The 15,424-nt window shown below is 66.4% G+C and carries 12 protein-coding genes; 6 read left to right on the top strand and 6 right to left on the bottom strand.

Annotated elements, in window-relative coordinates; all coding sequences use genetic code 11:
- Positions 1-14: 14 nt before the first annotated feature.
- The 5 genes from BOO69_RS12155 (at position 15) to BOO69_RS12135 (ending at position 5,165) form a co-directional block, all read left to right on the top strand.
- A complete protein-coding gene (locus BOO69_RS12155) occupies positions 15-572 on the top strand; it encodes a tetratricopeptide repeat protein (RefSeq protein WP_071972405.1) in 558 nt (185 codons plus the stop codon).
- A 12-nt stretch (positions 573-584) separates the two neighbouring features.
- Positions 585-3,557: a helicase-related protein gene (locus tag BOO69_RS12150; RefSeq protein ID WP_071972404.1), complete on the top strand. Its 2,973-nt coding sequence runs from the start codon at positions 585-587 to the stop codon at positions 3,555-3,557.
- On the top strand, positions 3,558-3,944 hold the full coding sequence (locus BOO69_RS12145; protein ID WP_071972403.1) for an RNA-binding S4 domain-containing protein: 387 nt from the start codon (positions 3,558-3,560) through the stop codon (positions 3,942-3,944). It begins immediately after the preceding gene.
- Between the two features lie 52 nt (positions 3,945-3,996).
- Positions 3,997-4,335, top strand: a complete 339-nt coding sequence (gene fdxA, locus BOO69_RS12140; RefSeq protein ID WP_071972402.1) for a ferredoxin FdxA — start codon at positions 3,997-3,999, stop codon at positions 4,333-4,335.
- A 317-nt stretch (positions 4,336-4,652) separates the two neighbouring features.
- Positions 4,653-5,165 carry a CarD family transcriptional regulator gene (locus tag BOO69_RS12135; protein ID WP_071972401.1) on the top strand — a complete coding sequence of 171 codons (513 nt, stop codon included), beginning with the start codon at positions 4,653-4,655 and terminating at the stop codon, positions 5,163-5,165.
- Between the two features lie 60 nt (positions 5,166-5,225).
- Here the strand turns inward: BOO69_RS12135 and BOO69_RS12130 are convergent, their stop codons facing one another.
- Complete coding sequence (locus BOO69_RS12130; RefSeq protein WP_083545514.1) at positions 5,226-6,014, bottom strand: adenosylcobinamide-GDP ribazoletransferase; 789 nt, start codon at positions 6,012-6,014, stop codon at positions 5,226-5,228.
- A gap of 77 nt (positions 6,015-6,091) precedes the next feature.
- Here BOO69_RS12130 and cobT point away from each other — a divergent pair, with 77 nt between their 5' ends.
- Positions 6,092-7,105 (top strand): nicotinate-nucleotide--dimethylbenzimidazole phosphoribosyltransferase, encoded by a 1,014-nt coding sequence (cobT, locus tag BOO69_RS12125; protein WP_071973794.1) that lies wholly within the window; start codon positions 6,092-6,094, stop codon positions 7,103-7,105.
- Between the two features lie 12 nt (positions 7,106-7,117).
- On the opposite strand, the gene BOO69_RS12120 is transcribed toward cobT, so the two are convergent.
- From BOO69_RS12120 to BOO69_RS12100, 5 genes are all read right to left on the bottom strand, one after another.
- Positions 7,118-9,037, bottom strand: coding sequence for a cation:proton antiporter domain-containing protein (locus tag BOO69_RS12120; RefSeq protein WP_071972400.1), 1,920 nt, complete (start codon positions 9,035-9,037; stop codon positions 7,118-7,120).
- Between the two features lie 20 nt (positions 9,038-9,057).
- Entirely contained in the window at positions 9,058-9,513 is a 456-nt protein-coding gene (locus BOO69_RS12115) for an Lrp/AsnC family transcriptional regulator (protein ID WP_071972399.1), read from the bottom strand.
- A gap of 192 nt (positions 9,514-9,705) precedes the next feature.
- A complete protein-coding gene (locus BOO69_RS12110; RefSeq protein ID WP_071972398.1) occupies positions 9,706-12,846 on the bottom strand; it encodes a hypothetical protein in 3,141 nt (1,046 codons plus the stop codon).
- Positions 12,847-12,975: 129 nt separating this feature from the next.
- Positions 12,976-14,268: an O-acetylhomoserine aminocarboxypropyltransferase/cysteine synthase family protein gene (locus tag BOO69_RS12105; RefSeq protein WP_071972397.1), complete on the bottom strand. Its 1,293-nt coding sequence runs from the start codon at positions 14,266-14,268 to the stop codon at positions 12,976-12,978.
- 88 nt (positions 14,269-14,356) lie between these two features.
- On the bottom strand, positions 14,357-15,361 hold the full coding sequence (locus BOO69_RS12100) for a hypothetical protein (protein WP_071972396.1): 1,005 nt from the start codon (positions 15,359-15,361) through the stop codon (positions 14,357-14,359).
- Positions 15,362-15,424: the final 63 nt, after the last annotated feature.

Raw genomic sequence — 15,424 nt, 5'->3', positions numbered from 1 at the left:
CATTCACCTTTGTTATGCGTATGTTCACCGTCAACCTCAAACATCACCTTGCGGCACTTGGCGCCTCAGTGTTGCTCAGCGGCATGGTGATGGCGGAAACCGTGCCCCCCGAACTCATGGAACGGCTGCGTACCGCCCCCGAACAGGAAGCCCCCCGCATCGCGCGCGAGGTGGAAACCATCTGGGGCAGGTCGGGGTCGGCTGCGATGGATCTGCTGCTCAAGCGGGGGCGCGACGCGATGGAGGAAGAGGATTACCTTCACGCGATCGAACACTTTACCGCGCTGACGGATCACGCCCCCGAATTCGCCGAAGGCTACCACGCACGGGCCGAGGCGTTCTTCCGGTCGGGCCGGTATGGCATGGCGTTGGCAGACCTTGAAACGGCCTTGGCGCTGAACCCCGAAAACTACGAGGCGATCTTCGGCCTGGGCGTCATGATCCAGGAATTCGGTGATCCGGGCCGCGCCGCCGAACTCTACCGCCGTGTCCTTGCCATTTACCCCCACCATCCCCACGCCGGCGAGGCGCTGACGCGGCTGCGCCGTGACGGGATCGGGCGCGAACTCTGATCGGAGATTTCTGTGGCGACCGACTCGCGGATCGTGGCCGTTCTGGGCCCGACCAATACCGGCAAGACGACTTATGCCATCGAGCGGATGCTGGCCCATCGCACGGGTGTCATCGGGTTGCCGCTGCGCCTGCTGGCGCGAGAGGTTTACGATCGCATCGTCGCGTTGCGCGGCCCGTCCGTGGTCGCGCTGGTCACGGGCGAAGAACGCATCGTACCCCCGCGCACCCAGTATTGGGTCTGTACGGTAGAGGCCATGCCCGAGGGCATGGGGGCTGACTTCGCCGCGGTGGATGAGATCCAGCTTTGCGCCGATCCGGAGCGGGGGCATGTCTTTACCGACCGGCTGTTGCGGATGAGGGGCCTGCACGAAACGCTGTTCATGGGGTCGGACACGATGCGCGGGACCATCGCGGCGCTTGTCCCCAAGGTGCAGTTCATGCGGCGCGAGCGGATGTCCGAATTGGTCTATTCCGGTCAGAAAAAGATAAGCCGCATGCGCCCGAGAAGCGCCATTGTCGGATTTTCGGTTGAGAATGTATATGCGATTGCCGAGCTGATCCGCCGCCAGAAGGGTGGTGCGGCGGTCGTGATGGGCGCGCTTTCCCCGCGGACGCGCAACGCCCAGGTCGAGATGTACCAGAATGGCGAGGTTGATTTCCTGGTGGCGACCGACGCCATCGGCATGGGCCTGAACCTGGATGTCGACCATATCGCGTTTTCCAGCCTGACGAAGTTCGACGGCCGCCGGATGCGTCAACTGGCCCCGAACGAGCTGGCGCAGATCGCGGGCCGCGCGGGCCGCGGGTTCAAGTCGGGCACCTTCGGCACGACCGGGGATGCGCCGGCCCTCGACGACGGCGTCGCGCGTGCCATCATGGACCACCAGTTCACGCCGCTGAGCAAGATCAACTGGCGCAATCACGCGCTGCAGTTCGGCTCGATCGACCGGCTCATCGAGACGCTCGAGGCGAAACCGGAGGAAGAACGGCTTGTCCGGGCGCGGGAGGCCGACGACCTGCGCGCGCTCAAGGCGCTTGGGCAGGTGGACGAAGTCTTTGCGCGATGCACCGACGGTCCTTCCGTCCGCTTGCTGTGGGATGTCTGCCGCATCCCCGATTTCCGCGGGATAAGCCACGCGGAGCACGCGGACCTTCTGGAGCGGATCTTCTGCGACCTGCATCAGGTGGGGCGCATCCCCGAAGACTGGCTCGCGCGACAAATCAAGCGCATAGATCGAACCGATGGGGACATTGATGCGTTGTCGAAACGACTGGCCTTCATCCGGACGTGGACCTATGTCGCGCAGCGCAAGGGGTGGACGGGGGACGAAAGCCATTGGCGCGGGGCGACCCGTGTCGTAGAAGACCGACTGTCGGACGCATTGCACGAGCGCCTGACCCAGAGATTTGTAGACCGGCGCACATCCGTGCTCTTGCGCCGGCTAGGACAGAAGGAAGCCATGGTGGCCGAAGTAAACGAGACCGGTGAAGTCACCGTCGAAGGTGAATACGTGGGCAAGCTGGACGGTTTCCGTTTCCGCGCCGACAAGGGCGCGGGTGGCGCCGAGGAAAAGACGATCAAGTCTGCCGCCCTGCAGGCACTGGCGCCGCAGTTCCACCTGCGCGCGGATCGTTTCTACAACGCCCCCGACACCGAGATCGACTTTACCGAGCAGGGGGGCCTCATGTGGGGCTCCGCCGCGGTGGGCAAGCTGGTGGCGGGCAGCGATCCCCTCAAGCCGCAAGTCGACGTCTTCGTGGACGACGTTGCCGGGCCGGAGGTCGCCCAGAAGGTGCAGCGCAGGCTCCAGCACTTCATCGATCGCAAGATCGCTGCGCTGTTCGAGCCGCTGATCGGTCTGTCCAAGGATGAAAGCCTGACGGGCCTCGCACGCGGCTTTGCGTTCCAACTGGTTGAAAACCTCGGGATCCTGCCGCGCGCGGCCGTGGCCGACGACGTCAAAGCGCTGGATCAGGATGCGCGCGGGGCGCTGCGCAAGCACGGTATCCGTTTCGGCCAGTTCACGATCTTCATGCCCCTTCTTTTGAAGCCGGCGCCGACCCGGTTGCGACTGGTGCTCTGGTCCCTGTCGAAGGGCCTGAACGAGTTTCCGGAATCGCCGCCGCCGGGGCTGGTCACGATCCCGGTCGAGGCCGACGCGCCCCAGGGCGCGGACACCATGTCGGGCTACCGCAACGCAGGCACCCGCGCGATCCGCATCGACATGCTCGAACGGCTGGCCGACATGCTGCGTGCCGAGTACTCACGCGGCGGTTTCGAAGCCAAGGCTGACATGCTGTCGATCACGGGGATGACGCTCGAACAGTTCGCCGACCTGATGCAGGGCCTTGGCTACAAGGCCGAGAAGGGGGAGCGCGAGAAGGTCAAGCCGGTGGACACCACGACCCCCAAGGATGGCACGCACAAGGTCATGGACGAGACTGCGGACACCGAGGTGCCCGAGAAAACGGACCTCGACACCGCGGCGGACGACGCGCCGGATAAGCCGGTCATGGACGTGGCCGCCGAAGAACCGGCGGGCGGCATCATCGACGCGCCCGCGCCGGCGACACCCGATGACACGCCGGGTGCGATATCGGAGATGTCCGACGATGGCGTCGCGCCCGTCGCGGAAGAGCCTGCCGAGACACCGCTGGAGGACGATCGCATTCCCGACGTGCCGGCAGAGGAGACCCCGCAGGGCACCGCGCCCGACGCGGAGGTCGCAGGCCCCGAAACGGAGGTGTTCTATACCTTCACCTGGGGCCGCGGCGGCCGCGCGGCGAACACGCAGCGCCGCCATGGCGCCGGCGACAAGCCGAAGGGGCGGGGCAAACCCCGGAAGGGCGGCCCTCGCGGTAACAAGCCGGACCGGGGCGGCAAGGCCCAGAACTTTTCCGCGCGTCCTCCCCGCAAGGAAAAGCAGATCGATCCCGACAACCCCTTTGCGGCCGCCCTGATGGGGCTGAAGGACAACAAATAGGTGAACGGCGCCGCGCCCAAGCTTCGCATCGACAAATGGCTGTGGCACGCGCGCTTTTTCAAGACACGATCCCTTGCGGCGACCCGCGTGGGCGACGGCGCGGTGCGCATCAACGGCACGGCGGCCAGGAAACGTGCGAGCATGGTGGGGCCCGGCGACGTGCTGACCTTTTCGGTGGGCGACCGGGTAAGGGTCATCCGGATCGAAGCGCTGGGAACCCGTCGCGGCCCGGCGCCGGAGGCAGAGGCGCTCTATACCGACCTGTCCCCGCCAGCCGCCGAGATCAGGGACAGAATGCCCGAAAATCCGTCCTACGACGGAAAAGGTCGTCCGACCAAGAAGGACCGGCGCAAGCTTGATCTTTCTAAGTCCCGGCACCTTGAATGATCCCGGATGCTGATTTACTCAGACCCACAGCGACCCTGACAGAGATCCCCGCATGACCTACATCGTGAACGACTCCTGCATTGCCTGCAAATACACCGACTGTGTCGAGGTATGCCCGGTGGACTGTTTCTACGAGGGTGAGAACATGCTGGTGATCCACCCCGACGAATGCATTGATTGCGGCGTCTGCGAACCGGAATGTCCTGCCGACGCGATCCGTCCGGATACCGAGCCGGACATGGAAAAGTGGGTCGAGTTTAACCGAAAGTATTCAGAGCTTTGGCCGGTGATCATCACCAAGAAGGATCCGTTGCCTGAAGCCGAGGAACGCGATGGCGAGAGCGGCAAGCTGGAGAAGTACTTTTCGGAAAGACCGGGCGAGGGCGGGTGATTCGCTCCGTTTCTTCATGCTTTACACGAAGAAACCCGCGTAACTATCTGAGCTTGTTGGACTGATTGCCCCTTTACCCAGGGTCATCTTTCGGATGCCCCAATTTTGTGCTATGATACGGCAACGCTGAAAACGACGGTCAACTCTTTGGATGCGGACGCACGATCATTCTGCCGCCATCAGGGGTTCAAAGCAGTACATCACCATCAAGCGCAGCCGGATGCGGACAGATGCCGCCGCATCGCGATTGCGCTTTTGACCGTCGGAACAGCACCAAGATCAACAGCGGGTGAACCCCGCGCTTCAGGAGCCGCCAAATGACAAAATCGAAAAAGCACGATTTCCGCCCGAACGAGTTCGTCGTCTACCCCGCCCATGGCGTGGGACAGATCATCTCGATCGAAGAGCAGGAAGTCGCCGGCATCGCGCTGGAGCTGTTCGTGATTTCCTTTGAAAAGGACAAGATGACCCTGCGGGTGCCGACCCACAAGGCGTCCGAGATCGGGATGCGCGCCCTGTCGTCGCCCGATGTCATCAGCCACGCCATGAAGACGCTCAAGGGCAAGGCAAAGGTCAAGCGTGCCATGTGGTCTCGCCGTGCGCAGGAATACGAGCAGAAGATCAATTCCGGCGACCTGATCGCGATCGCCGAAGTCGTCCGCGACCTGCACCGCACCGACGATCAGCGCGAGCAGAGCTATTCCGAACGCCAGCTCTACGAGGCTGCGCTCGAACGCCTGACCCGCGAAGTGGCCGCTGTCAGCGGCGGTGACGAGAACGCGGCGGCAAAGCAGGTCGGCGACGTTCTGGACAGCCGCGTCGCGGCCTGATCCTTCCTGACATTCAGTGATTGCGCCGCGTTCCTGCCGGGAACGCGGCGTTTTCGCATGTCAGGACAGTGTCGCGGCGGTGATCGCCGTCAGGACCGTGATTTCCACCACCTGCTGCGTGGCACCGAGGACGTCGCCGGTCTGGCCGCCGATCTTTGCCTGTGCGAGCGCGCCGCTGGCAAGGGTCACGGCAAGGCTCGCCCCGATGACGCACACCCAGGCGCCGGTGAAAAGGGCCGCGACCGCGCCAAGGATCAGCGCGCCGACCATCGCCAACCGGGGCGGCGTGCCCGTCTGCCGCGAAAGGCCGCCGGACCGGGCATGAGGCAGACGATACATGATCCAGACCATGCAGCCGCGCGACACCATCGCCGCCGGGATCAGGCCCGCCGCGAGCGTTCCGGCGCCGATCAATGTCGCGATGAGTTGCCAGCGCAGGAGCAGGCCAAGCGTCAGGGCGATCACGCCGTAGGTCCCGATCTGGCTGTCCTTCATGATTTCCAGCCGCCGCTCCCGCGTCCAGCCGCCCCAGAAACCGTCCGCACAGTCCGCCAGCCCGTCCTCGTGCATCGCCCCGGTCAGCAGCACCATGACCCCGAGCCCGAAAATGGCGGACACCCCGGGCGCAAGCCCGACGCCCGTGGCAAGCGCGGCCGCGGCCACCCCTGCACCGCCGATCACCAAGCCTACCAGCGGATAGGCCCAGGCGGCGCGGGCGGGCGCACGTCCGGACAGCGATGCAAAGGCAGATGCCGGCAGCGGCAGGCGGGTCAACAACCCCAGTGCGATGACCACGTCACCGGGCCGGTAGGCCTGCCACGGGCCGGATATGTCGCTTCTGTCCACCATTCCGCCCTTTGCGCCCTTTCCAGCCCCTGGCGCTGTCGCTAGACAGGGCCAGCACCGAAATCAAGCCGAGCATGCCCATGACCCAGCCATTTGCAAGCCTCACCGCCTTTCGCGGCCTTCTCGCGGACATGCCAGGGATGGATCGGCAGGCAGCCGACGATGCCGCGTCGCACAACGGGCAACTGACCAAGCCTCCCGCGTCGTTGGGCCGGCTGGAGGAACTCGCCATCTGGTATCGGGGCTGGCGTGGCGGGCAGCGGGCCGAGATCACGGCCCCGCAGGTGATCGTCTTTGCGGGCAACCACGGCGTCGCCTCCCGCGGGGTCTCCGCCTTTCCGGCAGAGGTCACGGGCCAGATGGTCATGAATTTTCAGGCGGGCGGTGCCGCGGTCAACCAGTTGGCCCGCAATGCCGGGGCGGCCATGACGGTCGTTCCGCTGGACCTCGACCGTCCCACCGCGGATTTCACGCAAGAGCCCGCCCTGAGCGAAGAAGATCTGTGCGCCGCCCTGACCGCCGGCTGGCAGGCAGTCGACGCCGCCGCCGACCTGCTGGTCGTGGGCGAGATGGGTATCGCGAACACCACCAGCGCCGCCGCCATCGCCTGTGCCCTGCTGGGGGGCGACGCGGCGGACTGGACCGGGCGCGGCACGGGCGTCGATGACGCGGCACTGGCGCTCAAGACAGAGGTGGTGCGCGAGGGTGTGGCGCGGCACGGCGGGCAGGGCGACGGTCTCGAGACATTGCGCAGGCTGGGGGGCCGTGAACTGGCCGGCATGGCCGGGGCGATGGCACGGGCACGCAGCCTGCGGATCCCGGTCATTCTGGATGGGTTCATCTGCTGCGCCGCCGCGCTGTGCCTGCAGAAAACCGAAGGCGGCGCGCTCGATCATGCCGTCGCGGGGCACCTGAGCACCGAGAACGGCCACGCCCGCCTGCTGGAGGCGATGGGCAAGACACCGCTGTTGCAGCTGGGTCTGCGCTTGGGTGAAGCTTCCGGCGCGACCCTTGCGATCCCGGTGCTCAAGGGCGCGCTGGCCTGCCACGCGGGCATGGCCACCTTTGCGCAAGCCGGCGTCAGCGACGGCTGAGGGTGCGGCGGCTCAGGCCCGCTTCTTTTCCTCGTCCTCGTCACCGCGGTTGAGAAACGCGGTCTCGAGATCCTTCTGCAATTCCTTCGCACGCGCCACATAGGCCTTGTTCTGCGAGGGGTCGACGTCGGGCCGCCAGAGCGCGGCCAGCTCCCGCACCGACTTGCGGTCATGGGCGTAGAACATCCGCTGGGCTTCGGCAGCCTCGTATTCCGACAGCCCGAGGTTCTCCAGCACATAGCGCCCCGCACGCAGCGAACTGTCGAACATCTCGCGCACGATGTCGTTCGCCCCCGCCTGGAACTGGCGGTACACGTCCGTGCGGTCGTGGGCGCGCGCCACGATGTGCAGGTCCGGGCGCTCCTTGCGGGCGTAGGTGATCAGCTGAAGCGCCGACTTCTGATCGTCCAGCGCCACCACCAGTACGCTTGCGTCCCGCAGGCCGGCCTTGCGCAGGATGTCCGGGCGCGTGGGGTCGCCAAGGAACGCCTTGAACCCGAAGCGGCGCATGACCGCGATGGTGTCGGGGTTGTGATCCAGCACCACCGTCTGAAAGCCGCTGGCCTGCACCAGCCTGTTCACGATCTGGCCGAAGCGCCCGATTCCCGCGATGATGACGGGCCCGGATTCGTCGATCTCGTCTGGCGTGAGCGGCCCGTGTTTTTCGTCCATGCGGCGGCTGATCCGGTCGTACAGGATGAAAAGAAGCGGCGTGATCAGCATCGACAGCGCAATCACCAGCAGGAGCGTTTCGGCGATGTCGTCCGGCATTACCCCTGTCGCCACCGAAAAGCTGACAAGCACGAAGCCGAATTCCCCCGCCTGTGCAAGGCTCAGCGCGAAAAGCCACTGGTCCCGCCCCTTGAGCCGGAACAACCGGCCCAGCACTCCCAGGATCGCGCCCTTTACCACGATCACGAGCACCGCCATGCCCACCAGCAGGATCGGGCGGCTGAACAGCAATTCAAAGTTGATCCCGGCCCCCACGGTCACGAAGAACAGTCCCAGCAGCAGACCCTTGAAGGGCTCGAGGTCGGTCTCCAGCTCGTGGCGGAACTCGGACGATGCCAGCACCACCCCGGCGAGGAAGGCCCCCAGCGCGGGGGACAGGCCCACGAGCATCATCAGGAACGAGATTCCGACCACGATCAGCAGCGCCAGCGCCGTGTACATTTCGCGCAGGTTGGCCGAGTGGATGAAACGGAACACCGGCCGGGTAAAGAACACGCCGACGATGATGATGGACAGGACCGCGCCGATCGTCACGAGGGTGACGCCCCAGCCCGGCAGGCTCTGAACGAAGTCGAAGGCGGCGCTGGCCGCCGCCGGGCCGTGATCGCCAGCGTCCGCGCCGTGCGCCGCTTCGACCTGTTCCGCACTGAGCGAGATCGACCCGTCGGGCAGGATGCCGCCCATGTTGCCGGTGGCCAGCAGCGGCAGAAGGGCGAGGATCGGGATCACGGCGATGTCCTGCGTCAGGAGCACGGAAAATACGCTCCTGCCCCCGCTGGTCCTCATCAGGTTCTTTTCCGACAGTGTCTGCAGCACGATCGCGGTCGAGGACAGTGCCAGCGTCAGGCCCACCGCCAGCGACACGTTCCACGGCTGCCCATAGGCGATGGCCACGCCCATGAGGGCGGCGGTGGTCAGGATCACCTGCAACCCGCCGAGACCCAGCAGCCGGTGCCGCATGTCCCACAATGCCCGCGGTTCGAGCTCCAGTCCGATCAGGAACAGCATCATGACCACGCCGAATTCGGCGAAGTGCTGCACGTCCTTGGTCTCTGACCCGACAAGTCCCAGCACCGGCCCGATCAGGATTCCGGCAGCAAGGTATCCCAGCACCGAACCCAGCCCGAGCCGCGCGGCGAGGGGCACCGCGATCACGGCTGCGGCGAGGTAGATCGATGCCTGGAACAGGAAACCTTCCATTTCGGTCCTTTCGAACGGGTTCAGGTGGGCAGCGGCCCATCCTGTTTGAGCTGGTCCATCACGATCTGGCTGTGCACCCTCGAAACGGCCGGATGCGCCAGCAGCACCTCGTGAATCAGCCGGTTGAGGCTGGGTAAGTCCTCACAATAAACACGCAGCAGGTAATCCGCATCCCCCGTCATGGTCCAGACGCTGACAATCTCTGCCCGGCTGTCCATCAGGCGCGCAAAGCTTCGGGAATGGTCCGGACCGTGGGTGCCGAGGTGGACCTGAACGAAACCCTGTACGTTCAGCCCGAGGCGCACGGGATCCACGCGGGCGAAATATCCCTGTATGTAGCCTTCGGCCTCTAGCCTTTGCCGGCGGCGGCCGGCCTGGGATGGCGACAGGTTGAGCGCCTCGCCCAGCTGCTGCGCGGTCAGATGCGCGTCCCGTTGAAGGGCCGCAAGAAGGCGGGTGTCCATTTCATCGAGCATGCTGCGTGTTCCTCGCGCGTCTGCGCCCAGCTATGCGGAGTTCACGCGTCCATTTCCAGCGCGTTTCCTGCTTTCGGGGATCACGATCGCGTTGCCACGACAGATCGAGGTCATTGCGGTGCGCGCAAGCCGCGGGGATCGGAGTGGAAAGGATGGGGCGGGAAGGCCCTAGTCGCCATTTCCCGACGGTCGTCAGCCGCGCGGCATGGTCAGCACGACGGACCGGCCACCCTTGGTATAGCGCAGTTCGCTGTCGCCGATGGCGGAGACGCGACCGCCGTCGATCCGGTCACCCACGACCACCTTCTGGTAGCGGCCGTTGCTGAGCCGGACCAGCGCGCGCCGGTTGGATGGCTTGCCATAGACGCCGATCAGGTTCACCCGGCGCAGGTTGATGGCGTTCGACACCGTTGCCTGCTTGGCCACCGAGGTCTTGGAGGGAATGCTCGGCGCGACCGTGCGCGGTGCCGTGGTTGCCGCGCTCGCCACGCGGGTTTCCTCTGCGGGCTGGGCCCGCTCCGCGCGGCGCACGATACGGTCGAAATTGCGCGGACGCGTGTCCGGCCGCTGCGAGGCCGCGACCGCGAATCGGGTCGGATTCTCGAAGGCGGCGGGCTGCGCCGGGGTTTCCATCGCTTCGGCCACCGCTTCCGCCGTATCGGTCGGATCCACGGCGGGCGCCGCCGCCGCCGCGGCCTGCTCCTGCAGGGATTGCGGGCGCAGCGCGGGGCGGTACTGCGCCAGTTCGTCGAGGGTTAGGCCGTCGAACTGCGCGCGTTCGGCTGTTTCCACAAGGTCGCCCGGTCTGGTCCGGGGGCGGACGCCGGCGAGGATATCCAGTTCGGGCGTGGCTTCGGTCGCGGCGTCGGCGTCGCCCGTCTGAGGCTGGTAACGCGCCATGATGGCATCGGGCGGCATGACCTCGGGCCGGCCGAGATAGACCGTCACCCCCTCCGGGTTCACGGTGCCCGCCGCCGTCGGGATCACCAGCCCGTTCGGCCCGAAGGCAAAGCGCGTGCCCGCCGCGGCGGGATTCGGAATGTCGTCGAGCGCCGCGTCGGTGAGCATCTCCTCCACCGTCGGCAGGGCGATGGCATCTGCTGCCGTGCTGACGGGATCAATGCTGGTCAGGTACAGATCCTCTATCGCGACCTCGCCCGCAGGCTCCGGCGGCAGCACGGGCGCGCGCGGCCAGATGCCCGTCGCCGCGTATTTCGCCTCGAGCTCCGCCTCCGTCAGGTCCGTATCCGCCGCTGGCGCGGGGTCGCGCAAGGCGTCGAGCACCGCGCCATCCTCTTCGGTCAGGCCGCTGTCCAGTGCGGCGGTCTGCACCGGGTCTTCGGTTTCGGCAGCGGGTTCCTCCGGAACGGGGGTGTCCGGGGCTGCCGCGACTTCGGGCGTCGTGCGCGGCCCGAACAGCCGCGACAGGCTCAGGCCATCATCGAGAAAAACCGATGCCCATGCAGCGACCCCGGCAAGGAAGACCAGCAAGGCGGCGGTCAGGATCAGACCGAGGAAGCGCGGCTTGCCACCGACTTCGGTTCTCCGGGCGCCGAAAATCGTCATGCGCTCCGCTTCGGACACGGCGGCGCCTGCCGGTTGCGGCGCGGGGCGGGACGGCGGGCGCTTTCCGGCGTCGGACGTCGATTTCCGGCGGCGGCTGAGGAAACCCGTCTTGGCCGTCGCACTGGTGCCTGCCTGCGCGTCCAATGGGGCCGCGGGGCTGTCGAGCGACGAGCTGTCCGGGCGGACCACGGCGTCGTCTGTCGCGGCGCGTGCCGCGGCATGTGCCGCAACGGCGGCGGGTGCTGACGCGGCGGGCGGCGCGGCGACCTGCGGTTCACGGCGGGCGGGTGCCTTGCCCGGCGTGGCGGACGCGCGGCGGCTGGAAAAACCGGCGGCGGGTTCCGCCCGCAATGGCGGCAAGGGCGCTGCGATCGGCTTTTTCTCGATCCGATCGGCGCGCAACGGGGGCATGACCGGAATGTCTGCCCCGGGCGAGGTGTCCTGCGGCGTTTCCTTTCCGGTCGCGGGCAGGTCGCTGCCAGTCTCCTGATCCGGGGTCGTGACCACCGGGGGCGCGCCGATGGGGCGGGCCGCCGCGGCGGGGGCTGCAACTGGTGCCGCCGGGATCTTGACCGATACATCGTCAGCCGGTTCGGTCTGCTCGGCGGGCTTAGCGGGCCCGGCTTTCGGCGGCGATGAAATGGCCGGCTCGGTCCTTTCGGGTTTGGCTTTGTCAGCCGCGGTACCGGCGTCCTTCCGGGGCGACGTCTGCTTTGGCTCCGGAGCGGGCGCGGGCGATGTCATTTCCGGGGTGTCGGGCTTTGACGTCTCGGGCTTGGATGCGTCAGGCTTGGGCAGATCCGATGACGTGTCGGGCTTGGGATCGGTTTTCGCCACGGGTGCGGCCGGCGCAGCCTTGGCCGGTGCGACTACCTCCGCCTCTTGCGCCTCCGCCTTCGCGGCGTCCGCCGGAGGCTGCTCCGCTGATGTCGCGGGAGACATCCCGGCAGGTACAACCTCGCCTTTAGCGGTAGATGGAGCGGCAGGTGCGGCCTCGGCGGGCGTAGGCTCCTTCGCCTTCGCCGGCTTTTCGGGCGCCGTCGCCTTTTCGGGCTCCGCCGGCTTTTCGGGCACCGTTGCCTTTTCGGGTTCAGGCGTCGTGACGGGTTCGCGCTTTGCGACGGGTTCGGGCGTTTCGACGGGGGCGGGCGTGTCACCCTTCTCGGGCAGCGTGGCGGTGTCGGGGTCGGACGCAGCGACAGGTCCGTCCGGCACCTTGACGTCGCCGATCACCACCACGGCGATGCCATCGGCCTCCACCGTCTCGCCATCGTCCAGCAGCTGTTCCGCCGCCTCGGTCTGGCCGAAGAACGGCTCCCCGAGATAGGGATGCGTGCCGGGCACCGCGGCAAAGCTGACCGGGTGAAAACGATGCTCCACCGCGAATGCTTCGGCTTCGGCGAGGGTCTCGCGCGCGACGGCGGCGATATGGGTGCGGGGGCCGTCGAGGCTGATGTCGAAGGACAGGTCGTCCACCGGATAGGGCGTGGCCCCGTCCAGCGCGGCGCGGGCGGCCTCGCGGCGGGCGGCCTGATCCATGTCCGGGGTGTCGATGGTCAGGTACTTGATCTGCTCGTCCGGCAACAGCAGCTTGGTGCGCAGGCCGCCGGGTTCCAGCGCGGTGGCGGATTTCCGCAGGACGGCCAGATCGGCGTTCAGATCGTCCGAGTCCAGCGCGGCCTCGCCGACAATGCGCCATCCCCCCGCTGCGCGATGCAGCAGGCGAATCCCTTCAAAAGACAGCGAAAGTGCAAAATCAGGCTTCATCGTCACAACAATAACACATGGTTTCGGCGCTTTACAGGCGGCTTGCCGGTCAAGCCTAGGTCAGGGCAGGGTCCCGCGCAAGAAGCTCGGGGACGGCAGGGCGGATGGGCGCCACCGTCCCCGAAAGGGTCAGCCCACGGCCTTGCTGAGCGCCTGGTCGAGGTCCGCGATCAGGTCGTCCGCGTCCTCCGTCCCGATGGAGATTCGCACCACGTTGGGTCCGGCGCCGGCCGCGACCTGCTGTGCCTCGCTCAGCTGCCGGTGCGTGGTCGAAGCGGAGTGGATGACCAGCGACCGCGTATCGCCCAGGTTCGCGACATGGCTGAAGATCTCGAGTGACTCGACCAACTTGACGCAGGATTCGTAACCGCCCTTTACCTCGATCGTGAACAGCGCCCCGGCCCCCTTGGGGCAGACCTTGGCGACCCGGTCGTAGTAGGGCGACGATTCGAGCCCCGCGTAGGTCACCGCCTCGATCCGGTCGTCCTGCTCGAGCCACTTGGCGATCTTGCTGGCGTTCGCCACGTGCCGGTCCATGCGCAGCGACAGGGTTTCGATGCCCATCAGCGTGTAATGCGCGGCCTGCGGGTTCAGCGTCATGCCGAGATCGCGCAGCCCGATGGCGATGCCGTGGAAGGTGAAGGCCAGCGCGCCGAAGGTCTCGTGGAACTTGAGCCCGTGATAGGCGGGTTCGGGCTGGCTGAGAGAGGGGAACTTGTCGTTCGCGGACCAGTCGAACTTGCCTGAATCGATCACGCAGCCACCGGTCACGGTGCCGTTGCCGGTCAGGTACTTGGTCATGGAGTGAACCACCAGCGTGGCGCCATGTTCGATCGGACGGCACAGGTAGGGGGTGGCTGACGTGTTGTCGATGATCAGCGGCACGCCCGCTTCGTCCGCGATGTCGGCCACCGCGCGCACGTCCATGATATAGCCGCCGGGGTTGGCGATGGCCTCGCCAAAGATGGCGCGGGTATTGTCGTCGACCGCGGCGCGGACGGCATCGAGATCGTCGAAGTCCACGAACTTGCACTCCCAGCCGAAGCGCTTGATCGTCTGGCTGAACTGCGTGACCGTGCCGCCGTAGAGCCGCGTGGAAGCGATGATGTTCTTGCCCGGCCCCATGAGCGGGAACAGCGCCATGATCTGCGCGGCGTGGCCGGAGGAACAGCAGACCGCGCCAACGCCGCCTTCCAGCGTGGCCATGCGCTCCTGCAGGACCGCGACCGTGGGGTTGGTCAGGCGCGAGTAGATGAAGCCGACTTCCTGCAGATTGAAGAGAGCCGCGGCATGGTCCGCGTCGCGGAAGACATAGGCGGTGGTCTGGTAGATCGGCGTCTGGCGCGCGCCCGTGGCGGGGTCGGGGCGGGCGCCGGCATGGATTTGCAGCGTGTCGAAGCCGTAGGTGGGTTCGTCGGTCATGGTCTCTCTCCCAAGATGTTCGCGACATGGGTAAGCGATCGGACCTGACCGCACAAGGGAGCGGCGCCCCCCGGCTCCCCCCGGACGGTCAGCGAATCCAGAAGCCGTTCTTCTTGATCCGGTTGCGGATCGCCTGTTCCTTGCGCGGCAGATCGTTCTGGTCGAAAAGCGCGCGCACCTTGTGGCCCCGGCCCTGGTAGACGGTGCGCTTGACCGCCTCCGATCCCTTCAGAACCTTCTTGAGCCTGTTGGGCGCCGTGACCCGTTCCAGCACCTCGATGGCGCGGGTGCTTTCCCGGGCGTAGAGCAGGGGCAGCAGGCGATAGTGGCAGGTCACGCTGCCGTCGAGCAATCCCGGCGGCAGCGTGTCGCGCCCCCCGCCGAGGGCATGAATGACCAGTGGCAGGGCGACCTGATCGAGCCACGGATCGAAGCTTTGCGCGCAAAGGGCGACGGGAGGCGTGTCGCGGATCGCCAGCGCGTATTCGAGGAATTTTTCTCCGAAGACACGAGGACATCGGTAGAAGAAGAAACCGGCGTTGAAATAGAGATACCGCTGCCAGTATTCGTCCGGCTGGCTCAGATCCAGGCTGCTGTCGAAATCGAGCCCGAACTTGTCGTAGAGGCTTTGCCACAGGCCGGTGTAGCCGGGGCCGTAAAGCTGCGGAATGGGCCAGGTGCCCTCGCGCCTGAGCGAGGCGCTTGGCCGGTCGAAATCGAACGGCACCTGCCCAAGGTCGCCGGTGACCAGCGTATCGGTGTCGAAGAACACGAAAGGTTCGTCCGGCGGCAGGGCGGTCAGCATCTCGATCTTGTTGCCGTAGGGATAGCTGCTGCCGAAATGGCGCGTCTCGAAGGGTATGATCTCCGCCCCGAGATCGGCAAGCGCCGCGCGCACGTCGGTCTGCTGGATCCTCGGATCGCCCTTCCAGAGCGGGCCGGGCTGCGGTTCCATCACGAGGAGCCGCCCCGAGAAGCCGGGACTCATCTCGCGCAGCGACGCGGCAAAGATCAGCGCCTCGTAGGACAGCCGCCCGCCCTGGCCCACGACGGCAATGTTGTAGGTCTGCGCTTGCACGGGTTTGCGTGCCATTCTTCGACTGCCCCTGTGACCTGCCCGTTTTTCTTTGGTCCAGTATAGGAGCTTATGTATTGT

Origin of the sequence: Sulfitobacter alexandrii (assembly GCF_001886735.1) — a bacterium.
In the GTDB taxonomy this organism is placed as follows: domain Bacteria; phylum Pseudomonadota; class Alphaproteobacteria; order Rhodobacterales; family Rhodobacteraceae; genus Sulfitobacter; species Sulfitobacter alexandrii.
This window is presented reverse-complemented; position numbering and strand designations above follow the sequence as displayed.

Excerpts from the sequence above, each read along its gene's own strand:
- BOO69_RS12155 (WP_071972405.1), top strand. The coding sequence starts at position 15 with ATGCGTATGTTCACCGTCAACCTCAAACATCACCTTGCGGCACTTGGC.
- BOO69_RS12100 (WP_071972396.1), bottom strand. The coding sequence starts at position 15,361 with ATGGCACGCAAACCCGTGCAAGCGCAGACCTACAACATTGCCGTCGTG.
- BOO69_RS12115 (WP_071972399.1), bottom strand. The coding sequence starts at position 9,513 with ATGCTCGATGAAATGGACACCCGCCTTCTTGCGGCCCTTCAACGGGAC.
- BOO69_RS12105 (WP_071972397.1), bottom strand. The coding sequence starts at position 14,268 with ATGACCGACGAACCCACCTACGGCTTCGACACGCTGCAAATCCATGCC.
- BOO69_RS12130 (WP_083545514.1), bottom strand. The coding sequence starts at position 6,014 with ATGGTGGACAGAAGCGACATATCCGGCCCGTGGCAGGCCTACCGGCCC.
- fdxA (WP_071972402.1), top strand. The coding sequence starts at position 3,997 with ATGACCTACATCGTGAACGACTCCTGCATTGCCTGCAAATACACCGAC.
- BOO69_RS12120 (WP_071972400.1), bottom strand. The coding sequence starts at position 9,037 with ATGGAAGGTTTCCTGTTCCAGGCATCGATCTACCTCGCCGCAGCCGTG.
- cobT (WP_071973794.1), top strand. The coding sequence starts at position 6,092 with ATGACCCAGCCATTTGCAAGCCTCACCGCCTTTCGCGGCCTTCTCGCG.
- BOO69_RS12110 (WP_071972398.1), bottom strand. The coding sequence starts at position 12,846 with ATGAAGCCTGATTTTGCACTTTCGCTGTCTTTTGAAGGGATTCGCCTG.
- BOO69_RS12135 (WP_071972401.1), top strand. The coding sequence starts at position 4,653 with ATGACAAAATCGAAAAAGCACGATTTCCGCCCGAACGAGTTCGTCGTC.